The following is a 23,689-nucleotide window of genomic DNA, read 5'->3' on the forward strand; positions in this document are numbered from 1 at the left end:
TCAACCGGGAGGCCGGCTTTCTTGTGGTGAGCGCTCCCTTTTTTATGTGATTAGCGTTTGGCTGTTAGAGACGGATTTCGATAAAGGACCAGCATGACCGCCCACAGCAGGCTGAACAGGCCGAAGACCGGATAGAGCACCGAAAGCAGGGAACTGAATCCGATCTGGCTGGTCAAATAACAGAAACAGAGGATAAGGAGCGAAAGCCAGCGTTCCGGAATGTTCCACATCATCCGAATCTGCAGGGATACGCCGTAAATATCGGCCACAAACGTGCTGAAGATTTCAAGGAAAATAAGAAGCACGTATACGAGCTGAACAGCCGTTCCGAGCTGCACGGCGATGTTGCCCATCGGGATCTCGAACTGGACAATGCCGGGCATGTGGGCAGAGAGCGCAAAATGGCCGGCCATCAGCATAAAGCCGATGCCGAGTCCGCCGAGGATGCCTCCCCAAACCAGCACCTTGCGTTCTTTGATCTGGCTGCCGATCGGGACAAGCACCGCCTGAGCCATTGAAAGGTTAAAAGCGCCGTAAATGAACGGAGAAGCCCAGGTTTGCAGCGGGCTGCTGTCCGTTTCAAGACTTAAGAACCGCTGGGCGCCTGGAGTGCCGACTGTAGCTCCAATGATAATGATCGATAACGTAATCATCAGCGGAACGACAATCGAATTGAGCTGCAGAATCGCGTTCATGCCTTTGCCCAGCAGCAAATAAGTGCCGATCAAGGTAATCCATAAGCCAAGCTGGTAAGAGAGGCCTAAATGCTCCATGAATACAGAGCCGGCTCCGGCAAGCATGACACTGTTGACGCCAAGCAGGACAACCAGCGTAAACAAGCTGATCCACCAGCCGATCCGGCGGCCAAACAATTTCCGGTTCAGGTCTTCATAAGAGCTGGCCCCGATGTCATGAGCGAGCAGCATCATTTTGGTACCCAGCCAGATAAACAGCAGTGTAGCCAGCAGGATAGTCACGACGCCCCATTTGCCGTATTGGGTGAAAAACTGCAGAATTTCCCGTCCGGTAGCAAAACCTGCACCGACGATCGTGCCGATATAAGTGAAAGCAACTTGCAAAACCTTGGCGGCGTTCCTCATGGTTGTTCCTCCTTGAATAAAGGACTGGCCGATCCTCGGCACAGGCATACATGTTAGTACAAGTTATGTTCTAGATGGCCTGGACATGACTTCTGCCTGTCCTTTTTGCCAAGCGAATTCAAAAAGGATTACAATGACTTAGGTTCTCCATATAGAAAGGAGGGGTTGGCATTGAGCGGTATAATGTCCTATATAGCCCAGTACGGGTATCTGGCGATGTTTGGGCTGCTCGCACTGGGGTTTATGGGAATTCCGGTTCCGGATGAAACATTGGTCATCATGTTTGGGGGCCTGACGGCTGAAGGACATTTCAAATTTGGCCTGGCGCTGGCGGTTACCTTCCTGGGCAGCATGACCGGCATGCTGTTTAGCTACGGGCTCGGACGGGGAATTGGCAAACCTCTCCTGGACAAGTACGGAAAATGGATCATGATCACCCCGAAACGGCTTGCCTCTACCGAAACCTGGTTCGCCAAATATGGCAGCTGGAGCGTGCTGTTCGGCTATTTTGTGCCGGGATTAAGACAGGTCACCTCTTATCTCGCCGGCGTATATCGCCTGAGTCTCCGGGTTTATCTGACCTATGCTGGAGTCGGTGCCGCTATCTGGTGTACGGGATTTATGTATATTGGCCATACGTTTGGACGGCATTGGCGAAGTGTAGCTTATTTCGTCCATATCCATGTCTGGCGGATTTCGCTTGCCGCAGCCGCTTTTCTGATTGTAGCGTGGATTCTTCACATGCTCTGGAAGAGAACGAATAAGGAATCGTAGAATCGCTGGGAAATTGAAAATTATAGGTTGCTGGCCGCGTGGCATTATGGTATTTTACAGAAAAGCATCGGCTTAGAAGTAGGAGGAACTTAAATGGAACTGTTGAAACAAAAAATTATAGAGCAGGGCGTTGTGGTGTCGGATCAGGTTTTGCTGCTGGATGCGATCCTGAATGAGCAGGTGGATCCTGAACTGACGATGGAAATGGGCAAAGCCTTTGCCGCTATTTTTAAAGAAGAAGGCATTACCCGCGTGGTTACCGTGGAATCCTCCGGCATTGCCGTTGCTTTTGCTACTGCTTATGAACTTGGAGTGCCGATGGTGTTTGCGCGCCGGAAGAAGACGCTGCTTGCCGACCCGGACTCTTATGTGGAGCGCGTGCCTTCTTTTACCAAAGGGATTGTGACCGATCTGCTGCTGTCGCGTAAATTCCTGAAAGCTGACGATCGGGTGCTGTTTATCGACGACATTATTGCCAATGGAGATGCAGCCAAAGGGCTGATTAAAATTATCGAACGTTCGGGTGCAAGCTTGTCCGGTGTAGGGATTGTAGTGGAAAAATGCTTCCAGCAGGGCGCCAAAACGCTGCGCGAGCAGGGCATACGAGTGGAATCGCTGGCTAAAATCGCCTCGTTGGAGGGCGGTACCGTCCATTTTGCCGAATAATCCGGGAGCTGGAGAGAAGTTAGGCTGAAGACCAATTTTTGCTTCGTTCTTTGCAGGTCAGGCTTTTTCCGATATAATAAAGAATAGCTAGAGAGGGGAGGCAATAACAATGGGGAAAGAACCAAATGCCGAGTTTTTTATTGAAAAGCTGCAAGCTGCCAAAGTTACGTTCGAAAGAGCGTTGGACTGTAAACATACCGAATTCGATGATCTCTATCCCTATATGCTGGAACATCCTCAATTTTTCTGGTACAAACGTTATGTGGGTTGGTCAGAGCTGTTAACCATCGCCGGCCTCTGCGAAGAGCTGTCCTACCCATGGAGAGACTTATTCACTCCGCAACAAGTAGGGTATATCGAGCAGAGAGTGATGTCTGCGAAGGTGCTTGACTTCTGGTTTGAGAAGAATGACAGCAAGGAACATGCGCAAGCAGATCAGAAATAAGGAAATGTCGGTTTAGGCAAGGGCATTTATTGAATTTCATACAAAGACCTAAATGGCGTTCCATTTAGGTCTTTTTTTGCGGGAAGAGAGCAGGCTTATACAAAAGGAGGGAAAGAAATGATCAGCGATGAGCAGCTAAACGCCTACCGTCTGTCCGGAGAACGGATTCGGGTTGTCCGGGATGCGCTGGAGAGCAACGATGTCAATGGCATCGTGGTGGCTTGGGACGCTACCCATGTCATGATCCGCAAACGCAACCGGAAGATCGTCAAGCTGGACCGGAACTATAGCTACCGGCCGTTTGACGAGCCGAGAGAAGCCGGGGAGAGCAAGCAGGAGAACGAATAAGCCGGCCAGCAGGCAGGCTAAGGGCAGGCTCGAGGATGTTAAAGTTAAAGGACAAGCCTTTGCTGCCGGTGGGCGGAAAGGCTTTTTTTCTTTTGATTGTTGCAAAGTTGCTTGAGATATGATATATTATTTCTTGTCGCTACTATTGGACACTACAAATATGCGGTTGTGGCGGAATTGGCAGACGCGCACGGTTCAGGTCCGTGTGGGCTAACCCCCGTGGAGGTTCGAGTCCTCTCAACCGCATTGCTCAAACCGAAAAGCTCTTGAATTCTTCTGTAGAATTCAAGAGCTTTTTTTGTTATTTAGGATCGGTCATACATGTGGGAATGAAAAACGATATGCCTGAATGAGAAAGAGCCTCTTTTTGACTTGTTGCCCTGAATATAGGTGGGCTATAGGGCGGCACAGCAGGCTTTATGCTTTTTGCCGCTTCCGCATGGGCAAGGCTCGTTTCGCCCTGGGCTTTTGCCGGCATAATCGTGCTGCAAATGATACGAATACATTTCCCGGCGCATTCGCAGGCTCATTTCCAGCATCCGTTCATGGGCGTAAGCGTATATCTGCATATAACTTTGGCAGAAATAATCCGGATCGGATTCGGTTCCCTCCGGGTTCCATTTGCGGTTTCGCGGACAACCTCCGTAACAAAGGCGCTGCCATTCGCAGGAACGGCATTTTTCCGGCAAAGCCGGCTTCATCCGTTGAAAGCGCGTGTAGTTCGGATGGGCAAGCATGTCGGCGATGGAAGAGTCGGCCACATTGCCGACGGTCCATTTCTCATTAATGAAGAAGTCGCACGGAAACGCATCGCCGTTCTGCTCCAGCACTAGGCTTGTCGGACATGCAGCCCGATGTACGCAATGTTCGGCCTCCCGGTTCAAATAGACGCCAAACATATTGTCGAAAAAGCGGATGGACACCTCCGGATAGCCGTCATTGTACCATTCGTCGAAGATCCTGCACAGAAAATCGCCATATTCTTGCGGCGTAATTTCATATTCGCCCGGTTTGTCCACCTGTTGGGATCGGAAATCCATGCAGGGGATAAGTTGGACAAAGTTGAAACCGTTCTCACGATAAAACGCCATTAACGCTTTGGCTTCCCTTACGTTGCCTTTGTGGATCACCGTCAAAATATTGAAATCGACCTGATGCTTTCGCAATTGTTCGATTCCTGCCATAACTCGGTCGAAGCTGCCCTTGCCAGCGGCATTGACCCGCCGTGAATCATGAATTTCCTTAGGTCCGTCCAGGCTGACGCCGATCAGAAATTGATAGGTTTTGAAAAAAGCCGCCCAGCGATCGTCAATCAGGGTGCCATTGGTTTGCAAGGAATTGCTGATAACCGTATGCGGCGGGGCGTAAAGGGCCTGAAGATAAACGACTTCTTTGAAAAAATCAAGGCCGGCCAGCAGCGGCTCCCCGCCTTGCCAGGCAAGTGTCGCAGCGCCTTGGCTGAGCTGCATGTATTCCTTGATGAATTTATCCAATAAGGCTGAATCAATCCGGTTGATCTTCGGTCCAGGCTTCCCACCGCAGGTGCTGTAGTAACAGTAATCGCAAGCCAAGTTACAATCTTCCGATACGGTTTTCCACATCACGCCGAGGTTGGCCAGCCCATTTGTCATGCAGGCTCCCGACATTGCTTCTCCTCCTGTCCATGTTTATCACAAAGATAGCACCCTGGGTGGGTTGATGTCAAAACAATAAAAAGTGGCCCAGGAATTGTACCTTTGTTCATCCTTATTTAACTAAAATCCGCTTTCTTTGTTTCAAAATGATTTTAATGAGTATGTTTTTGGGCATTAAAAAGAGGTGTTGTTCGTACAACACCTCTTCATTTTTAGTCTCCGGACCATCTTTGCATCATCATCACGGCAGCTCCTGTTGCTACGGCTTCGTCTGTCAGCAGTCCTTGCGTAAATACCGGGTTATATTCGGGATAGTGGTAGGTATTTTTTTTGGCGATCTCAACTGCAGAGTCAAATACAAGGGGATGAGCGCTGATGAGCGGGCCGCCCAGAATAACACACTCGGGATGGAGGGCATTAATCAGGTTGGCCAGTCCGATCCCCAAGTAAGCTGCCGTTTCCGTAAATTCTTCTTTGACAAGCGGGTCGCCTTTCGTCAGGGCATCGACTAGCGTGGCGAAATTCACAAGCTCCGGAGCGATGTCGGACAGAATGCTGCTGCGTCCAATTTTAAGTTGGGTGCGTACCCGTTCTTCGAGTGCCGGTACGGATACAAAAGCTTCCAGAGCACCATAGTTGCCTCTGTTTCGCAGTCTGGGTCCATTCGCCTGGATAATCATTTGACCAACTGCACCTTCTGTATCCGCGGCTCCACGGAGAATACGGCCGCCGGACATCACGGCCGAGCGGATATTAACGCCTGCATGAACATATAGGGCATGCTCGATAGTTTCGGACCGCAGCGCCCAATGTTCGCCGATGAGCGCGGTATTGGCTCCGTTGTCAAGGCTGGCCGGAAAGCCGAGCCGTTCCTCAAGCATGGCGCAGATCGGAACGTGCTTCCAAGCAGGGGACGGGAACAATTCCGGTTCAAGAATGACCCCTTTCCGGCTATCCAACGGCCCCACTGCTCCGATGCCGATGCCCAATACGTCCTCAGGCGAAAGGCCATGCTCGTCAAGAAAGCGTTTGGCAGTTGACGTAATGCTGTCGACCAGCTGATTGGGCGTCATCTCGGCATCCATTTTCCAGCGGGTCAACGATAACGAATTCAGATGCAAGTCATACAAGCCAAGTACAGAATAAATTCGGGAGATTTCCAATCCGAACAGAAACCGGTATGTAGGATTGGTCTGGAACAAAATCGGTTTTCTGCCGCCGGTAGAGTGTCCAAGTCCGGAGACAACAATCATGCCTTGGTGGGTCATCTCCTCCAATAACCGGGTCATGCTGCTGCTGGTGAGTGGAAAATCATTCAATAAGTCAGCCTTCGAGACGGTCCCGAGATAAGAGATTCGATCGTACACCTGCTTTTTTATCGAAGGATTGGAATGAGTCATCATAGGTACTGCTCTCCATTTCCAAGCTATTTAGTCGGGATATATAAAAGTATAGCGTTAACAACAGAGAATTTCCAGTTAATTTCATCATACCCATCTTAAGCAGACTGAAAAAGCGCAGGAACTGAAATTCCCGGTTATTATATCTGAAGAGAGAGGAACCCATGCTTGGGACGTTATTTTAGCTTCTTAGGAGCTTTTCCTTTGGGGGTTGACTATCGTGCTGTCAGCCGCCGCGGGTATTGTTCTTTTCTAAAAAGGCTGCCCTGATTTAAAGAGCAACCTTTGTTGAGTTATGAAGTTGATTTACATTTCCGCGCTAAGCGTGATGGATCCGCGGCATCGGCATCGGTTCCTTGCCAAGCTCAGCCCAGGCGTATTTGAGCAGCAGCTCTGTCTTCAGCCCTTCGTAACCCGGTTCGTCCCACAAATTGCGAAGCTCTCCCGGGTCCTCCTGAAGATCGAAAATTTCCCCATACGTTTGATTGTAATAAACCGTGATCTTATAGCGTTCGTCGACGTACGTTTTCTGATGAATCGTCGTCGGTTCGTGCCGGAACTCGCAGATGACGTGGTCCCGAGCTTTATCCCGGCGGCCCAGCCAGACCTCCTTCTGGTCAACCCCAGCCATCGTCCGCGGAATAGACAAACCGCAGAAAGAGAGAAAGGTCGGGGCTAAATCGACCAGGGATTGCAGCGCATCCGAACGCTGCCCGGAGGGTACATGGCCGGGGTACCTGACGATGAACGGCAGCTTAATCAAATCCTCGTAATGAAATCCGCCTTTGGCTTGCAAGCCATGCTGGCCAAAGAAGTGGCCGTGGTCCGTTGTAAAGACAACAAGGGTATTTTCGGCCATCCCCAATGCATCCAGCTTATTCAGGATGCGCCCAATATATTTATCCATCAAGCTGATCATGCCGTAATAAACTGCGACTAACTTCTTCTTATCGTACTCCGTAAGCCGCTGCTTCGCCCCGTATTCGTAATAGTGATGGGAACGGTAGCCATGGATGCCGAAGCCGGTTTCCATCAAATGGGAGAAATCCGGATTGTCCTCCTGGGTCAAGCCGAAGTGCGGCGGATTCCGGTCGTGTTCTCCCGGGGTCATCGACGGGATCGACAATTGCTCCGGATCGTACATCGTATCCCAAGGCTCCGGCGCCAAGTATTCCGGGTGAGGGTCGAAGAAGCTGGCCCACAGGAAGAAAGGGTCTCCTGTTTTGTGATGCTCTTCCAGACGGGCATTCGTCCGTTCCGCTATCCACGTGTTGTAATGATATTTTTCCGGAATGGGCCACTTGTAGGTTTGCGTGGGATCCATCGTTCCGGTCGGAGGCAGGAAATAGTCCCGCCAATTGGAGCATCCTTGTTCCTCCAGCCACAAGGCATAATGTTGCCCTACATGAGCTTCGTTGGTATGGTTGCGCGCGAGTTCGATGTGATCAAAGCCGTAAAACGGTCCTTCATCGTTCCGCCAATAGTTCAAATCCTGCAGTAGCGGATAAGCTTCCTTTGACTCGTATTCGGCCGTCGATTTCAAGGGCTGGAAATGCGCTTTGCCGATCAATGAGGTTTGATACCCGGCTTGCTTGAAATCTTCGCCGACGGTGTGACGGTCCTCCAACAGCTTTGTTCCCAGCGTCCATGCGCCGTGCTGACTTGGATACATGCCGGTTATGATCGAAGAGCGGCTTGGCGTACAGGTTGGATTCGGGCAATAAGCCCGGCCAAACGTCGTTCCTTCCCGGGCCAAACGATCCAGATTCGGCGTGGAGATTTCAGGTTGGAATGCGCCGATGGTATTCCAATGCTGCTGGTCGCTTGTGATTAGTAAAATGTTAGGTCTACTAGACAAATTTTATCCCCTCCTATTATGATAATATTGATTAAATCGTGATTTATAAATGGCGTTGTGTTACATAACATTTATCATTTTGTTATCTATGAACAGATCGAGTAGGGGGAGGGAAGTACGAGCTGATGCAGGAATATGAACATGAATATGCCGAGTTCCTTTATTACACGCCCGGTTACCTGGACCGGGAAGCCCAGCTGTGGCCTGTCCGGGCGGGTCGCAACGCAGCCAAACCCCATTATAAAGTAGGGCCGAAAAGGATTGAGTGCTACAGCCTTCATTTTGTGCTGGAAGGAGGCGTGTGTTTCGAATTCGAAGGCAAACGGGTCGAATTGCAGCCGGGCGATTTATTTTGCCTGTTTCCTGGCCGGACCTACTTTTATCATGCGCTGCCCGCGGAGCAGCCGCTTCAAATGCACTGGCTCGCTATAGACGGCAGCCGCGTCAAGCCGTTATTAAAGCTTGCAGGTCTGGTACCGGAGAGACCGTTTGGGAAAGAGATCGTCACTCGGCAAGCGAGAGAACTGCTGGGGGACATAATCGAGAAATTAGGAAATGTGGAGCGGTGGAGTCCAGCTGTTTCCTTGGAGCTCCAAGGAGGAATCTGCCGGCTGCTGGCCGAGCTGATCCCCGAGACGGCACCGGCCGAACTGACCGAGCCTTCGGGTTGGATCCGTGAGTGTATAGCGTTTATGGATCTTCATGCGACAGAGGGAATTACCGTGCAGCAGGTCGCAGCATTTGCAGGGGTGCACCGCTCGTATTTTTCCAATGTGTTCACCAGTCAGATCGGGGTGCCTCCGCAGAAATTTTTGCAGAAGATTCGAATGGAGAAGGCCAAGCGGCTCGTCATCGAAACGGATGCTTCCGTAACTGAGATCGCTTTGTCTTTGGGATATCCGAATCTGTACACGTTCACTCGAGCCTTCAAAATGTATTACAAAATGCCTCCTTTGGCGATGCGAAACCGTAAGATTTAATCGTGCAGAGAAGGGGAAACACCTGCAATTTCGTAAGCGCTTACCTGGAAGAAGGGGTGTATCGGATAAATAGGGGAGGAGATCATGACATTGGCAGGGCTGCGCAAGTGGATTTCGCCGAAATTAGGCATTCAAGGGAAAATATTTATCGCTTTTGGGATGCTGATGCTTCTAGCCATCGTCTCCGTGACCAGCATCATCTATGTGAACATGCGCGACACGATCAAAAAAAATGCCATCACCTCCGTTTCGGACAGCATTCGTCATGCCGACGAATCCTTGAACGTGATGCTCAAGGAAATAGACCGCTTGAATACGGTAGTGGCGACGAATAAAAATACGGTCATCAATACGATTCTGAGCCCCAACGAAGAAATCAGCTATGAATGGTTTCAGGAACAGAAGCGGATTACAGAATTTCTGTCTGGAATGATCGATTACAAACCTTACATTTCCCGCATTGCCGTAGTTGGCCTGAACGGCAAAGTATTTTTCTCAGGAGGCCCCTGGATCGACCGGACGTTCCTGGATACCGAGATGATGGACTTCATGTTAAGTAAAGGAGAACGCCACGCGTATTTCAAAAGGTCGGATACATCGGAGGCGATATCCGTTGGGCGCGTTCTCCGTTATAACCGTGAGACGATCGGTGTCGTCATGGTGGATTTGAAGTATGATTTCATCCGAACGACCTACGGCGTGAAACCTACTTCAGACAGCATTTTGTATGTGCTGGATGGGCAGAAACAGCTTGTTTTTCAGTCCGATTCTGCGCCCTCTGACATTTCCGCCGAAATGACTGAGGTTGTTTATGAGGAGATAGAACCGTCCGATCAGGAGGAAACCGTCGAACGGGCCATCGACGGCAAACGTTATATCGTCGTCAGCCGAAAGTCCGAAAATACCGGATGGACCACACGCGCTTTGATTCCGCTTGATTCTCTGCTGAGCAAATCTGAGAAGATCCGCAACCTGATGGTGGAGGTTGCCGTCGCCGTATTTGCCGTAGTTCTGATGGGGTCGCTGCAAATCTCCTCGCGGACTACCCTTCATATCCGCCGACTCAAAACGATGATGATGCGAGTCAAGGATGGAAATCTGGATTTTCCGCGGACAGAGATCGTTACCAAGGACGAAATTGGCGATTTGTACCGGGTCTTCATCAGCATGGTTGATGAATTGAAACGTTTGATGGAAGGGATCCGAATGAGCGAGCAGGCCAAGCGGGAGGCGGAGCTCACCGCGCTGCAGGCGCAAATCCGCCCGCATTTTCTCTATAATTCGCTGAACACAATCAAATATTTGGCTAAGCTGAACGGAGTTCCCAATATTGAGGAGGTATCCGGGGCGTTGGTTGAGTTGATGCGGGGCGTGCTTGGGAATTCCGGAGAGTTCCTGACCTTGCGGGAAGAGCTTGGTTATGTATCCAGTTATGTTGCCATTGCCAAATACAAGTTTCTTGAGCCGATCCCGGTGAAATTTCAGGTAGAGGATGAAGGATTGCTGGAATGCCGGGTGCTGAAGCTTACGCTCCAACCGATCGTAGAGAATGCTCTTATGCACGGATTCGGACCGTCGGTGCAGGGGGGATTTGTGCTGATCCGCATCTTCGAGGAGGACGGGGATCTGAAGATCGAAGTGATGGATAACGGAAAGGGGATAAGCAAGGAGAAGCTGGAAGCTTTGATGGGGGAGGAAGCAGAAGCTCCTTCGCGATTCAGCGGCATGGGGGTTCGCAATGTGCATGAGCGGATATCCAGGATCTTCGGTGAACCCTACGGCATCAGACTCTATAGCGAAGAGGGATTGTATACGAAAGTGGAGATTCGGTTTCCTCGATCGAAAGATTTGGACAAAAGCTATTAACAAAGGGGAATAGGCCATGTATCAAGTATTGTTGGTTGACGATGAACCTTTAGTGCATCACCATCTTCGATCGCTGTCGGATTGGCGAAATCAGGGGTTCGGGCTTTGCGGCGAAGCCTATGAGGGAGAGGAAGCGCTCCGGATGATGGATCAGCTTCGGCCCCATATCGTTATCCTGGACGTAAATATGCAGGGCATGAACGGCGTGGAATTAAACCGAGCTATCCGGGAACGTTATCCATCCGTGAAGACCATCATGCTTAGCAGCTATGATGATTATGACTATGTTCGCGAGTGTTTGAAGAACGGAGCAGTCGATTATCTGCTGAAGCATCGTTTGGACGCTGAGCAGCTTCTGGGCGTATTAAGGAAAGCGGTCCGCGAAATGGAGAAGGACCAGGACGGCCAAATGCGGAATTTCGGCAGCCCTTCAGAATTTCGGGAACTTCTTGCCCAAACCATGCGTGGGAGACCCGGGGCAGTCAAGGAATTGGAGGATTATGCCCGGGAAAGCGGACGGTTACAGGGAGTGGTATGTTATACCGCCGCAGCGATGCAAATTTCCTCCTTCCTGCTGCTGGCGGAATCCCGAAGCGACGTGCAGACCAGCCGGATGGTCCAGCAAGCCATTGCTCTTATGCAGCAGACCCTCGGGGATCAACCGGAACGGACCGTGACTTATGTGGAAAACGGACGCATCGCTGTCTTGTTCGCCTTCAAGGACAGGAGTGAGCAGGCTGCCGCTAGTGAAGCGGAAAGGCTGATGAGCCACCTGCGCCATTCGCTGGAGCTGTTTTTAAATTTGAAATGCACCTATGCGATTGGCCACGTATGTTCCAGCTTGTCCAAGCTTGAGGCTAGCTATCGTGCCGCCGAGCAGGTTCTTGACGCTTCTCGTCCTTTGACTATGGAGGGAGTATTCTCCGAACGGGTTTCTTTAACGATTGAAGAACAGAAGCAGATTCTCCTCTCCGTGGAAAATTTAGATCGGGGAGGCGTGCGGGAAGCGATTGCCTCCGCGTTTGAGGGCCTTCGTCAGCAGCCGGTCCATGCCCAAGCGGTCCAGATGATCGTCCGTGAGCTGCTTTCTATAGGGGAGAAAGCGGCTCGCAAATGGGTTCCTTTCGCCGGAGGTGACCAGGCAGGAAGCGCCTTCTCGGCGCGGGAGGATTTGGGCCGGATCGATAGCGTGGCCGGCTTGGAACAATGGCTGTACTCCTATTACGAGGAACTGCTGGACCGCTTGAAGCGAGAGCGTGCGGCCGGCCCCCATTCGCGGCATGTTTCGCAGGCGATCCTGCTGATTCTTGAGAAATATCCAAGTTATATCACATTGGAGCTTGCTGCAGGAGCCATCGGACTCCATCCCTCGTATCTCAGCCGGATTTTTAAAGAGGAGACGGGGATGACGTTTTCGGAATACGTGAACCGGGTTCGGATCGACGCCAGCCGCAAGCTGTTGGAAAGCGGCAGATATTCGGTTAAACAGGTTAGCGTGCAGGTGGGATTCAGCACCTATAACTATTTTTTTAAAGTGTTCAAGGAGTGGACCGGCATGACGCCCCAAGCTTATGTGCAGAAAATCAAACCTCCTCATTCCGTCAAATAAGTGGAGTATGTGGTCATATTTGTGGAATTTGGCGCCGGTGTGGATCGAATATACTGAATTCAGTAAACGCTTACAACGATTGATGTTTTGCCATTCACGAAGGAGGTCATGAAAAGATGCGAACACATTGGGGGAAAACGATCAGCACGGTGCTGATAGCCGCGTTGGTGCTGGGGGGCTGCGGTTCCGGTACGAACGCGAACAAAAATGCTTCAGAAGAAGGCGGAGTATCCGAGGTTAGCAAAGAGGGATTCCCGATCGTGCAGGAACCGGTCAAACTGAAGGCGTTTACCCGGATCGCGCCCGTTAACGGGCCGTTTAAGGACATGCCGGTATTTCAGGATTACGAGAAAATGAGCAATGTGCAAATGGAGTTCATTGAGTCCCCAACCGACGGTTTTGCCGAGAAAAAGAATCTGCTGTTTGCATCCAACGAGCTGCCGGACATTATGTACCGTTCCGCGATCACACCGCTTGAAGCGGTTCGCTATGGAGCCGGCGGTCAATTGATTCCGCTGGAAAATTTGATCGAAGAATATGCTCCCAATCTTAAGAAACTGATGGAGGAATACCCGGAAATCCGCGCATCGATCACTACGCCGGAGGGACATATCTACACGATTCCGGGCATCGTTACACTGGATTCGGCCCGTACGGACAAGAGATGGATCAATACGGCCTGGCTGAAGAAGTTGAACCTTAAAGTGCCGGAGACGCTGGACGAACTATACAATGTGCTTGTGGCCTTCCGGGATCAGGACCCGAATGGAAACGGGAAGAAGGACGAAATTCCGCTCACGGCCCGCAGCACCGGCCTCCCGATCGTGGCTGCGATGAGCGGTTCGTTTGGACTTGACCAGCAGTTCGGCTACAACGTCAATATCGTTGATGGCAAGGTTGAAATCTGGATGGGGAACGAACGCAACAAAGAAATGCTGATGTTCCTGAACAAGCTGTACCAAGAGAATCTGCTGGATCCTGAAATATTCTCCCATACGGAAGCGCAGTATTTGGCGAAACAAGGTTCGGGAAATACGGGAGTGTTCTTTGACCAGACTAACAACAACTTCCTGCCGATTGCCGATCAGTATACAGGCATCGCTCCGTTTGAAGGCCCGCATGGCGACCGTCTTCAAAGCCAGGGAGCCCCGGTTCCGCGTGACCAAGGTGCGTTCGCCATCACTTCGGTCAATAAATATCCGGAAGTGTCCATGCGCTGGATTGACTATTTCTACAGCGATGAAGGCTCGACGCTGCTGAGATTCGGACGGGAGGGCGAGCACTACGAATTAGTTGATGGCATACCGACTTATAAGCCGGAATTCTCTACAGCCGAAACCCAGCCGAAGCTTACTCCGTATGCCGGTGGAGGCGCGCCTCATCTGATCAGCGAATATGTGGCTTCCTACATTAATCCTCCACAAGTTCAAGAGGCCCAAAAGGCGCTGGATCCGTATATGCCGACAATCCGTTATGCTGCACCAATGTTTGACGAGGAGACGGCTCAAAAGGTGAATGTGCTCCGCAACGATATCGACAAGTATTATGAAGAGCAAAGCACCAAATTTATTGCGGGGGCTTTGAGCTTCGACAAGTGGGAGGAGTTCCAGTCGACGCTGAAAAAGATGAACATTGACGAGCTTCAGCAAATTTATCAAGACGCTTATGACAAAATGGATAAATAAGGCAGATCCTCAAGCGGGATAGGAGTGGATGTTCATGAATAACGCAGAAATCCATGAGACTGCCGCGGCGCCCCGGTTCCGAACGAAACGGGGCAGCCGCCTCATCAAGCAGATCGCAAAGAGATACGATTTGTATCTCATGCTGCTGCTGCCGATGGCATGGTATTTGCTGTTCCAGTACGGCCCCTTGTACGGGCTGCAGATCGCTTTCAAAAATTTTAATCCAGGCAAGGGGATTTTGGGCAGCAGTTGGGTTGGTTTTGAGCATTTTCAGCGTTTTTTTTGATTCGTACTACTTTTGGAGACTGCTCTGGAATACGCTCTCCATCAATTTGCTCTCCCTGATCCTTGCGTTCCCGATTCCGATATTCCTTGCTCTTCTCATTAACGAGATTCGAAGCAAAACCTACAGCAAACTGCTGCAAAATATCACTTATATTCCACACTTCATTTCGGTTGTCGTCATCGTAGGGATATTAACCGTGCTTCTGTCCACGAATGGTCCCGTCAATATGCTGATCCATGCCCTGGGCGGCTCGGAAATCCGCTTCATGGAATCGGCCGGATGGTTCAAGACCATCTTTATCGGCTCGAACATCTGGCAGAATATGGGCTGGCAATCCATTATCTACATCGCGGCGCTAAGCGGAATCAATCCGCAGTTGTACGAAGCAGCCAAGATGGACGGCGCATCGCGGATGCGGCGGATCTGGCATGTCTCTCTCCCGGGAATCGTCCCCGTCATCGTCATCCTGCTCATTTTGGATATTGGGCAATTCATGAACATCGGTTTCGAGAAAATTTTGCTTATGCAAAACAACCTGAATCTCGAAGCGAGCGACGTTATTTCCACGTTTGTGTATACGACGGGAATTTTGAAGGGGGAATACAGCTACACGGCTGCCATCGGGCTCTTCAATTCCTTGATCAACCTGACCTTGCTGCTGCTGGTAAACCGGTTCGCACGCAAAACGTCGGAGACGAGTCTTTGGTAATGGAGGGAACGAATTATGGCTAAAGAAGCAGTTGCTGCGAAAGGTCCATCGGACGAACGTTGGTTCGATGTTATCGTATATTTGATCGCTGCGATGATCATTATGCTCGTACTTTATCCTTTATTATTTGTGGTTAGCGCATCGTTCAGCGACCCTGCAAGGGTGCTGAGCGGAGAGGTTTGGCTGCTTCCAAAGGGCGCCAACCTTGAAGCTTATAACAATATTTTGCACAATGAGCAGATTTGGATCGGCTACCGGAACTCCATTCTCTACACTGTCGTCGGCACGCTGATCAATATTATGATGACCCTTCTGGCGGCATACCCGCTATCACGGCCGGATTTGCCGGGACGTAAAGGGCTGATGCTGATCATTACCTTGACAATGTTCTTCAGCGGCGGGCTTATTCCGAGTTACCTGCTCGTCAAAAGTCTCGGCATGGTCGATACGATGTGGGCGCTGATCATTCCGGGGGCGATCTCCACTTACAATCTGATCGTCATGAGAACGTATTTCCAGTCCAGCATCCCTTGGGAACTGCAGGAAGCGGCGCATATCGACGGCTGCTCCAATTGGAGGTTGCTGATCAGCATCATCCTGCCGTTGTCCAAGCCGATATTGGCGGTAATGGTTTTGTTCTATGCGGTTGGCCACTGGAATGCATTCTTTAATGCGCTGATTTATATTCGGAGCGAGCGGCTTTACCCGCTCCAACTGATCCTGCGGGAAATTTTGATGATCAGCCAGTCTGCGGGCGTCGATGGCGGCAACGTCGGGATGGAGGAGAAAATTCTGCTCTCCGAAAGCATTAAATATGCAGTGATTATTGTTTCCAGTCTGCCGGTACTGATCATGTACCCGTTTGTGCAGCGGCATTTTGTCAAAGGCGTCATGATCGGCTCTATTAAAGGATAAATGCGAACGGAGGTAAACCATTGATGAATAAAGCAACGATTGCCGTCGACGGCAGCCAGTCGAACGGGCATCCAATCAACCCCTATTTGTTTGGACATTTCGTTGAAGACATCCGCGACCATATGGAAGCGATGCTGGCTTTCCCGTTAAAAGACATGGATTTTGAGAGCGAAGCGGAAGGGAAAGCCGAGGTGTCGGGGCGATGGTATCCCTATACGAATGGTCGCAATACGAGCTATGCCCTGGAAGCCCCGGCTCCAAAACACTCGGGACGTGCTCAGCGCATCCGGATTCTGAGCGATGATGAAGCTTACGCGGGGATCGCTCAGCATCTGGCGCTCAATGGACCGATCCGTTATTCGGTCAAGCTGGTGGCCAGGGCTTCGGTTGAGATTCGCTATGTCATTGTCGAGGCTGTGGACCGGCTTCGTCAGGAACGTTTAGGCCTGGAACGGATTGAGCTGGACAGCCACAATTGGCGGGAATATGAAGCAGTATTGGACATCAGCAGGGATTGCGCCGATGCGGAATTCCGTATTTATGTGCCTGCCGAACATCCTAGATGGCAAGACAGCGTCTCTACCGGCATGCTCTGGATCGATCATATCTCCTTGCTGCCGGAGGACCATATCGGCTTCGTGAAGCGGGAAGTTGTTGAAATGGCAAAGGATTTGAACGCCGGGATGATGAGACTGGCCGGCAACTATATCAGTGCCTACCACTTTGAACATGGCATCGGACCGGTGCTTGAACGCCCGGTCATGTATAACGAGGCGTGGGGAGGCTGGACGAGCAAATATTTCGGAACGGATGAATTCATCCGGTTCTGCCGGGAGCTGCAGGTTGAACCGCTGATCTGCGTGAATGACGGCTCAGGAACGCCGGAGGAAGCAGCGCAGTGGGTTGAATATTGCAATGGCGGCACCGATACCCCAATGGGTGCGGTCCGCGCCGCCAATGGACACCCTGACCCCTACAATGTGAAGTATTGGGAGATCGGCAACGAGGTGTGGGGCGCTTGGCAGGTAGGCACGTGTGCGGCCGCCGATTTCGCCCGGCGAACCGTAACCTTCATTGAAGCCATGAAGGCGGCCGACCCTGAGATTGTGATTCTGGCCTGCGGGCATACGAATCAGGACTGGAACAAAGCGGTGCTTGACATCGCGGGAGAGCGGATCGATTATCTGACCCTGCACTTGTATCATGGATACAATCGCTTTGCGATGGACCGCAGCACGCCAGCAGAAGAGCGTTACAAGGCGATCGCCAGCTTCCCGGAATGGACGAGACATAATATCGAGCAGACGAGAGAACAAATCCTGTCAAGTCCGAAACACAGCCATGTGAAGCTGGCAATTACCGAATACAACACGATGTACTATCCCAATAACGTTAGAAAAGGAGTGCCGGAAGAGCATACGCTGGGCGCGGCGGTTGCCAACGCGGCCAATCTGAACGAAATGCTGCGTGCAAGCGATCTGGTGCACATCGGCAGCTTCTCCGATTTGGTCAACGGCTGGCTTGGAGGATGCATCCGGGTTGGCGATTATTATGCCGACCAATATTGCGGCAAGCTGCCAGGCTGGAGCGGACATCCGCTGACCGTTTATGGAACCCCGACTTATGAAGTGATGAAGCTTTATGCCGGGCGGGAAATTACGCGATTGCTGCCTGTGCGTACCGAATGCGGCACCTTCTCCGTTCAATCGAACAAACCGGCTCCGATCAAGCTGGATGAGCTTCCGGATCTGGATGTCGTAGCCTGCACGAATGATGAAGGCAGCTTGATCACGGTTTTTATCGTCAACCGGAGCTTGCAGGCAGTGACGACCACCCTTGATTTGCGCGGGCTTGAAGTTTCCGAAGGAACCCACCTTCATGTCATTACAGGAGATTCCGATCAGGACTTGAATACCGTCTTTGAGCCGAATCGCATCGCCAGCCAAATGAGCGATGTACCCGTTGAGACTTGGAAGGCCGGATATGTCCTTCGTCCGTCATCCATCTATGTATTGGAAATGAGAACGAACCGGTAAACAGGAGGCATCGCATATCACATGACAACCAAAGGTTATATCAAAGATTATCCAAGGCCTCAGTTTGTCCGAAATGAATGGATGAACCTGAACGGCGAATGGGACTTCCGCTTCGACGATCAGAATGTCGGGGAAATTGAAAAGTGGCATGAGCAGCTGACGGGAACACATAAGATTAAGGTTCCGTTTACGTACGAAACTGAGGCAAGCGGCATTGGCCTGGAGGAATTCCACGAGCGGGTGTGGTACAGCAGGAGCGTGCCGATCCCGAAGGAAGCGGCAGGAAAACGGGTCATCTTGCACTTTCAGGCGGTGGATTATATCGCTAAGGTATGGGTGAACGGGGAGCTGGCGGGCAGACATCAGGGGGCTTATGCTGCATTTTCCCTTGATATAACACCATACCTGACCTTCGGTGCGGATAATGTTATAACGCTAAAGGCAGAGGACAGTGACGACTGCACCCAACCACGGGGCAAACAGCGTTGGACGAAAGACAATTTCGAATGTTTCTATGTTCAAAGCACAGGCATTTGGCAGACGGTCTGGCTGGAATACGTGGAGGAGCAAAGGCTGGATTCGGTAAAAATCACGCCCGATCTCGATCGTGACCGGGTGTCGTTTGATTTCCGGGTGCGGGGTCTTGAGACCGCGGCAGGGAGCTTGAGGCTCGAAGCCATCGTGACCCTGAAGGATCACCATGTTAAGACGGTAAGCCTTGTAGCCGATCGGCCCCGCTTCAGCGTGGAAGTCGATTTGGTGCATGAAGCGAACGGCCCATGGAAGAAAGCATTCTGGTCGCCCGCGCAACCGAATTTATATGATGTGGAATTCGTGCTGTATCTGGATGAGGTCGTCATAGACCGCGTATTCTCTTATTTTGGCATGAGAAAGGTCTCGATCGAGAAAGGCAAAGTGCTGCTCAACAATGTGCCGATCTATCAGAGGCTGATGTTGGATCAAGGTTACTGGCCGGAAAGTCACCTGACTCCGCCGAGTGAGGATGCGCTTATTGCCGATATTGATTACATGCTGGAAATGGGCTACAACGGCGTGCGCAAGCATATGAAAATCGAAGATGCCCGCTTCCTGTATTGGTGCGACGTTAAAGGGCTTTTGGTATGGTCGGAAATGGCGGCAACATTCGAATTTCATGATGATGCGGTAGAGAACTTCACGCAGGAATGGCTGGAAATTGTCCGCCAGCAGTATAACCATCCTAGCATTATCACCTGGGTGCCATTTAATGAGTCCTGGGGAATTCCCTACATTCTGCACGATCAGAGACAGCAGAAATTTACGGAAAGCATCTACCATCTGACAAAGTCCATTGACCCGTACCGGCCGGTCATTACGAATGACGGCTGGGAGCATACGATTTCCGATATTATTACGCTGCACGACTATGTCGAGACGGGAGAAGGTTTCCTAAAACGGTACGCGGGCAACAAGGACGCCATTGTGAGTAAGGAAATTCCCTGCAACCAATGGAAATATGCATTAGCAGACGGTTACGAGTACAAGGGCCAGCCGATCATGATTACCGAGTTCGGCGGGATCGCTTTCGAATCGGATAAAGGTTGGGGTTATGGACATCAGGTAAGGACGGACGAAGAGTTCTTGAACCGTTTCGAAGGTTTGATTCAGGCGATCAAAAGCGTTGACTACATTTGCGGCTTTTGTTATACGCAACTAACCGATGTGCAGCAAGAAATCAACGGGCTGTTGACGGAGGAACGGAAACCGAAATTCCCGATGGACAAAATCAGGGGAATTAATCTAGCTTGATTTTAACTGAGCGGAGAAAGGGACTAACCGGCGAAAGACGGGTTGGTCCTTTTATTTGTTCCCAGTGTAGCCAGTCTGCGCAGATGCGCTTCGAGCCTTGAAGAAACGGCAGCCGCAGGACGTCTGAGAAGGACCCTATATTCACGTATTGCGTTGGGATGGCGGAAAGGTCGATAACGAATGAAAGGCCGTAATAATTGAGATTAGTTTTGGCATATACATAACGGAGCTTGGTTTTTTTTTTGCAATGTTGTCATCACGGATACAGTTCCCCGTCGTTCCAGCGCTGTGTCACCTCTGCAGAATGACGGCACCTTTACATTGGATACGAATTCCCTCCAGGTTGCTTTTGTGCAAACGCCGGAAAGTCCGGTTCTCTTTGAGCCTGCCGATTTGAACAGCGGACTTGTCAGCGCGACCGAAGAGGAAGATCGTTATATTATCGTTTTACACGCCGGAGACCTGTGGGCTCCGGAGGAAGCTGTCCTTCAAGAAGGGCGTTTCTTCCGGGCGGCTATCGCTTTTGACCTTACACCGAATCCGGGCGTAATTTCACACAGCGGTGAAAATATTCCTCATATCCCGGCCAATATCGAAGCCTCGGCAGACTGGACGGAGGCCCGTGTGAATAGGATGCTGCCTTATCCTCCAGCTTTGGTGTTCGTGCCTGCTTTCTGCACACCTCCACCTCCGCTTGTAGACATTGGGATGAACCCGCCTGACGTTTTCCCGGGAGGAGAAATAACGATGACAATAACGGTGCAAAACGTGGCCAACATTCCCATTGTGAAACAGCTGCATGTCGATCTTCCTGCTGGATTCCAATTTATTTCCCGCTCGTTGGTTGTCCGCAATCAGCCTGGAGAAGTGGATACGATCAGCTTCCGGCTTGCCGCCCCGCTTGTCCCGGTTAATACGCTTCGTGCCATAGTACGTACCGATCTGGGGAATGTTCAGGTGTTTGCCGACATTCCGATAGAAGAAGAGGAAGAATAATAGGAATAGGCCCGCCTAAGGTTTAGGCAGCTTTCTTTCATTTTGAAGAAGGTTGCCTATTTTTTTTTATAGGAGTTCGAAAGATCCAATCCTCTTATTGCAACCGTTTTCAAACCTGGAGTAGGATAAGGAATGAGGTGAAGGAGCATGGACAAAAAAATGGCTGGCCGGTGCAGCGGTTTTATTGGTTTTATTGACTTATTTGTTTATCAGCTTTGCTCATCATTCCAGCAAAATGGGCAGTATCGTCAAAAAATTGGAGGGGCGTCCCGGGACCGGGGAACACCGTTATCATATCGTCCTGATCGAACAGGAGCGCTATAATCCGTATTGGGTCAGAGTAGAGAAAGGGGCGGATCAAGCCGCCAGTCAGCTCGGCATGGATATCGAATTTGCCGGAGCGATCCGCAACAACATGGAAGAGCAGCTCAGCCTGCTGGAAAAGGCGATCGCCGCCCGGGTCGATGCGATCATTGTACAAGGCTTAAATGAGGAGAATTTTACGCCGGTAATTGATAAAGCCGTCAGACGAGGCATACCGGTGATCACCATCGACACGGATGCCCCAGGCAGCAAACGGCTGGCTTACGTGGGCACGGACAATGAAGCAGCAGGAGAACGCCTTGGCCGGCTGATCGTGGAAACGAGCGGCGGCGCAGGTAAAGTCGGCGTCATCATCGGCAGCGATCAGGCCGAAAGCCAGCTGCAGCGGCTGAACGGGTTGAAGAAAGTAGTCGCCGACTACAAGGGGCTTGAGGTCGTTGAGGTGCGGAGCTCAAATATTTCACATATGCAGGCGATTCAGCAGGCGGCCAATATGCTGATGCGGCATCCTGACATTACCATTATGGTCGGAACGAGCGCAACGGATGCCATGGGAGTGCTGCAGGCGACGCAAAGCCTCAAGCGGGATTCGGTCAAAATTATCGGCTTTGATAACCAGAAAGAGACGCTGGATGCGATCAGCCGCGGCCAGATTGAAGCGAGTGTGGCGCAGCAGCCTTTTCTGATGGGCCAAATGGCAGTGCAGCTGCTGCACGAGCATTTTGAGGGTAAACAGCTGCAATCCGATTATTTTACCGATGTCAAAGTGCTGGACAAAAGCAATGCGCAGGAAGGAGAAAGCCTGTGACGATCCGTAAAAAGCTGTTTATTTTTATTCCGTTGATGGTGCTTCTCATGAGCTCGGTTTCTTTTTTTCTCTTTGAAAGTGGTAAAAATGTGCAGGAAAGCTATCACCTGATGATGAACCGGATTTTGCTGTATAAGGAAGTATCCAATGAGGTCGGGCTTAACATGCAGTCCTTGAACCGCTATATCATGCAGATGGATACGGACAGCCTGCCGGGCGTTGTGCAGCATCTGGATGCCGTAAAGCGGCTCCGCAAGGAGCTGGACAGTCTGGAGACGATCGGCAGCAGCGATCTGCCGCTCGTAAATTACCGCAACATCATTGATACCTTTCTGGAGCAGGTGGAAGGGATGATCGACCAGATTGAATATCAGGACTACAACACGATCGCCGGGGAATACATTGAAGCGGAGAAGTCGGAGCGTTTCATCCGGGAGGAAGCCCAAGAGCTGGTGGATATCGAACTTGAGCAGTACAAACCGATTTACCAGGAGATGATGGTGACGACCGAGAAATTGAACCGATACGGGATTCTTATGGTGATTAACGTAGCAGCGCTCAGCATCATGCTGGCCATGTGGCTGTCGAGCAGCATTATCGGACCGATTCGCCGCCTCGTCTCGACGGCCAAACAAATTGCCAAGGGACGTATGGATACGAAAGCGCCGGAAAGCGATAAAAACGATGAAATCAGCATCCTGTGCCGGGCTTTTAACGGAATGATCGACAATATTCAAAGGCTGATGGCGGAAAATATTCAAAGCCTGGAGAAGGACCGGCTTGTCAAAGAGCTCGAATTGAAAGCGTTGCAAAGTCAAATTAATCCCCATTTTTTGTTTAATACGCTAAATTCGATTTCCAGGCTTGCCTACATAGAAGGGGCTTCAAAAACGAGCGATCTGACCGTATCCGTCTCCCGGCTTCTCAGATACAATCTGCAGAAGCTAAATCAGGCGGTGCCGCTGCGTGAAGAGGTGGAGCATGTCACTGAATATATGAAGATCCAGAAAGCGAGGTTCCGAGACCGGATCGAATTTGTCATGGACATCGACGAACCGGCGCTCGTCGGCTTAATTCCCTGCTTAACGCTGCAGCCGATTCTTGAAAACGCCTTTGTGCATGGCATCGAACAAATGGAGGAAGGTGCGGTGCTGAAGCTCAGCATCAACTGCAGCGGGGATGCGGTACGCATCGAAATCAGGGACAACGGCGTTGGCATGAGCCGGGAAACGGCGGACATGCTGCTGAAATCCATCCGGGAAGATGCGCCCCGCATTGGCGGCGGCAAAAGCAAATCAACCGGGCTCGGAACACATAATGTGTTTAAGAGACTGCATTTATTTTTCGACGGGAAGGAACAAATTGAAATTGACAGTGCGGAGGGCGAAGGGACAGCGGTTATGTTCAAGCTGCCGTTTGTGACCATAGCTCCGTAGGCCGCAAAAAAGAGAAGGGGGAATAA

At 51.0% G+C, this 23,689-nt stretch carries 18 protein-coding genes, 1 tRNA gene and 1 pseudogene; 16 read left to right on the top strand and 4 right to left on the bottom strand.

From position 1 onward, the window contains the following. Window positions 1–50: 50 nt before the first annotated feature. A complete protein-coding gene (locus tag AWM70_RS04130; RefSeq protein WP_068694470.1) occupies window positions 51–1,100 on the bottom strand; it encodes a YkvI family membrane protein in 1,050 nt (349 codons plus the stop codon). 171 nt (window positions 1,101–1,271) lie between these two features. Here AWM70_RS04130 and AWM70_RS04135 point away from each other — a divergent pair, with 171 nt between their 5' ends. The 5 genes from AWM70_RS04135 to AWM70_RS04155 all read left to right on the top strand — a co-directional run bounded on the left by AWM70_RS04135 (window position 1,272) and on the right by AWM70_RS04155 (window position 3,579). After that, window positions 1,272–1,874, top strand: a complete 603-nt coding sequence (locus AWM70_RS04135; RefSeq protein WP_099093064.1) for a DedA family protein — start codon at window positions 1,272–1,274, stop codon at window positions 1,872–1,874. A gap of 93 nt (window positions 1,875–1,967) precedes the next feature. Further along, window positions 1,968–2,540: a xanthine phosphoribosyltransferase gene (locus AWM70_RS04140; protein ID WP_068694471.1), complete on the top strand. Its 573-nt coding sequence runs from the start codon at window positions 1,968–1,970 to the stop codon at window positions 2,538–2,540. A gap of 109 nt (window positions 2,541–2,649) precedes the next feature. After that, window positions 2,650–2,985 (top strand): hypothetical protein, encoded by a 336-nt coding sequence (locus AWM70_RS04145; RefSeq protein WP_068694472.1) that lies wholly within the window; start codon window positions 2,650–2,652, stop codon window positions 2,983–2,985. 117 nt (window positions 2,986–3,102) lie between these two features. Beyond that, window positions 3,103–3,333 (top strand): hypothetical protein, encoded by a 231-nt coding sequence (locus tag AWM70_RS04150; protein ID WP_068694473.1) that lies wholly within the window; start codon window positions 3,103–3,105, stop codon window positions 3,331–3,333. A gap of 162 nt (window positions 3,334–3,495) precedes the next feature. Continuing rightward, a tRNA-Leu gene (locus AWM70_RS04155) sits at window positions 3,496–3,579 on the top strand. 149 nt (window positions 3,580–3,728) lie between these two features. On the opposite strand, the gene AWM70_RS04160 is transcribed toward AWM70_RS04155, so the two are convergent. From AWM70_RS04160 to AWM70_RS04170, 3 genes are all read right to left on the bottom strand, one after another. Beyond that, window positions 3,729–4,979: an anaerobic sulfatase maturase gene (locus AWM70_RS04160; protein WP_068694474.1), complete on the bottom strand. Its 1,251-nt coding sequence runs from the start codon at window positions 4,977–4,979 to the stop codon at window positions 3,729–3,731. Window positions 4,980–5,179: 200 nt separating this feature from the next. Continuing rightward, entirely contained in the window at window positions 5,180–6,370 is a 1,191-nt protein-coding gene (locus tag AWM70_RS04165) for an ROK family protein (RefSeq protein WP_068694475.1), read from the bottom strand. A 316-nt stretch (window positions 6,371–6,686) separates the two neighbouring features. Beyond that, window positions 6,687–8,225: a sulfatase family protein gene (locus AWM70_RS04170; protein WP_068694476.1), complete on the bottom strand. Its 1,539-nt coding sequence runs from the start codon at window positions 8,223–8,225 to the stop codon at window positions 6,687–6,689. A 125-nt stretch (window positions 8,226–8,350) separates the two neighbouring features. Here AWM70_RS04170 and AWM70_RS04175 point away from each other — a divergent pair, with 125 nt between their 5' ends. The 11 genes and pseudogenes from AWM70_RS04175 to AWM70_RS04225 all read left to right on the top strand — a co-directional run bounded on the left by AWM70_RS04175 (window position 8,351) and on the right by AWM70_RS04225 (window position 23,663). Further along, window positions 8,351–9,205 (top strand): AraC family transcriptional regulator, encoded by an 855-nt coding sequence (locus AWM70_RS04175; protein WP_068694477.1) that lies wholly within the window; start codon window positions 8,351–8,353, stop codon window positions 9,203–9,205. An 84-nt stretch (window positions 9,206–9,289) separates the two neighbouring features. After that, a complete protein-coding gene (locus tag AWM70_RS04180) occupies window positions 9,290–11,071 on the top strand; it encodes a sensor histidine kinase (protein ID WP_068694478.1) in 1,782 nt (593 codons plus the stop codon). Window positions 11,072–11,087: 16 nt separating this feature from the next. Continuing rightward, entirely contained in the window at window positions 11,088–12,680 is a 1,593-nt protein-coding gene (locus AWM70_RS04185; RefSeq protein WP_068694479.1) for a response regulator, read from the top strand. Window positions 12,681–12,796: 116 nt separating this feature from the next. Continuing rightward, window positions 12,797–14,365 (top strand): extracellular solute-binding protein, encoded by a 1,569-nt coding sequence (locus AWM70_RS04190; protein WP_068694480.1) that lies wholly within the window; start codon window positions 12,797–12,799, stop codon window positions 14,363–14,365. Window positions 14,366–14,399: 34 nt separating this feature from the next. Beyond that, window positions 14,400–15,360: pseudogene (locus AWM70_RS04195) on the top strand (ABC transporter permease). Window positions 15,361–15,375: 15 nt separating this feature from the next. After that, window positions 15,376–16,275 (top strand): carbohydrate ABC transporter permease, encoded by a 900-nt coding sequence (locus AWM70_RS04200; protein ID WP_068694481.1) that lies wholly within the window; start codon window positions 15,376–15,378, stop codon window positions 16,273–16,275. Window positions 16,276–16,298: 23 nt separating this feature from the next. Next, window positions 16,299–18,311, top strand: a complete 2,013-nt coding sequence (locus tag AWM70_RS04205; RefSeq protein ID WP_068694482.1) for an alpha-L-arabinofuranosidase C-terminal domain-containing protein — start codon at window positions 16,299–16,301, stop codon at window positions 18,309–18,311. Window positions 18,312–18,332: 21 nt separating this feature from the next. Further along, a complete protein-coding gene (locus tag AWM70_RS04210; protein WP_068694483.1) occupies window positions 18,333–20,099 on the top strand; it encodes a glycoside hydrolase family 2 in 1,767 nt (588 codons plus the stop codon). 288 nt (window positions 20,100–20,387) lie between these two features. Beyond that, window positions 20,388–21,095 (top strand): hypothetical protein, encoded by a 708-nt coding sequence (locus tag AWM70_RS04215; protein WP_169823398.1) that lies wholly within the window; start codon window positions 20,388–20,390, stop codon window positions 21,093–21,095. A gap of 193 nt (window positions 21,096–21,288) precedes the next feature. Then, window positions 21,289–22,227 carry a sugar-binding protein gene (locus tag AWM70_RS04220; protein WP_237167824.1) on the top strand — a complete coding sequence of 313 codons (939 nt, stop codon included), beginning with the start codon at window positions 21,289–21,291 and terminating at the stop codon, window positions 22,225–22,227. Continuing rightward, window positions 22,224–23,663, top strand: a complete 1,440-nt coding sequence (locus AWM70_RS04225) for a sensor histidine kinase (protein WP_068694486.1) — start codon at window positions 22,224–22,226, stop codon at window positions 23,661–23,663. Before AWM70_RS04220 ends, AWM70_RS04225 begins: the two co-directional genes overlap by 4 nt. The last annotated feature ends 26 nt before the right edge of the window (window positions 23,664–23,689 follow it).

The sequence above is a fragment of the Paenibacillus yonginensis genome, from assembly GCF_001685395.1.
GTDB lineage: Bacteria > Bacillota > Bacilli > Paenibacillales > Paenibacillaceae > Fontibacillus > Fontibacillus yonginensis.

Bases quoted from the DNA above. Each gene is read 5' to 3' on its own strand.
- AWM70_RS04130 (WP_068694470.1), bottom strand. From the start codon at position 1,100: ATGAGGAACGCCGCCAAGGTTTTGCAAGTTGCTTTCACTTATATCGGC.
- AWM70_RS04140 (WP_068694471.1), top strand. From the start codon at position 1,968: ATGGAACTGTTGAAACAAAAAATTATAGAGCAGGGCGTTGTGGTGTCG.
- AWM70_RS04145 (WP_068694472.1), top strand. From the start codon at position 2,650: ATGGGGAAAGAACCAAATGCCGAGTTTTTTATTGAAAAGCTGCAAGCT.
- AWM70_RS04150 (WP_068694473.1), top strand. From the start codon at position 3,103: ATGATCAGCGATGAGCAGCTAAACGCCTACCGTCTGTCCGGAGAACGG.
- AWM70_RS04160 (WP_068694474.1), bottom strand. From the start codon at position 4,979: ATGTCGGGAGCCTGCATGACAAATGGGCTGGCCAACCTCGGCGTGATG.
- AWM70_RS04165 (WP_068694475.1), bottom strand. From the start codon at position 6,370: ATGATGACTCATTCCAATCCTTCGATAAAAAAGCAGGTGTACGATCGA.
- AWM70_RS04175 (WP_068694477.1), top strand. From the start codon at position 8,351: ATGCAGGAATATGAACATGAATATGCCGAGTTCCTTTATTACACGCCC.
- AWM70_RS04180 (WP_068694478.1), top strand. From the start codon at position 9,290: ATGACATTGGCAGGGCTGCGCAAGTGGATTTCGCCGAAATTAGGCATT.
- AWM70_RS04185 (WP_068694479.1), top strand. From the start codon at position 11,088: ATGTATCAAGTATTGTTGGTTGACGATGAACCTTTAGTGCATCACCAT.
- AWM70_RS04190 (WP_068694480.1), top strand. From the start codon at position 12,797: ATGCGAACACATTGGGGGAAAACGATCAGCACGGTGCTGATAGCCGCG.
- AWM70_RS04200 (WP_068694481.1), top strand. From the start codon at position 15,376: ATGGCTAAAGAAGCAGTTGCTGCGAAAGGTCCATCGGACGAACGTTGG.
- AWM70_RS04205 (WP_068694482.1), top strand. From the start codon at position 16,299: ATGAATAAAGCAACGATTGCCGTCGACGGCAGCCAGTCGAACGGGCAT.
- AWM70_RS04210 (WP_068694483.1), top strand. From the start codon at position 18,333: ATGACAACCAAAGGTTATATCAAAGATTATCCAAGGCCTCAGTTTGTC.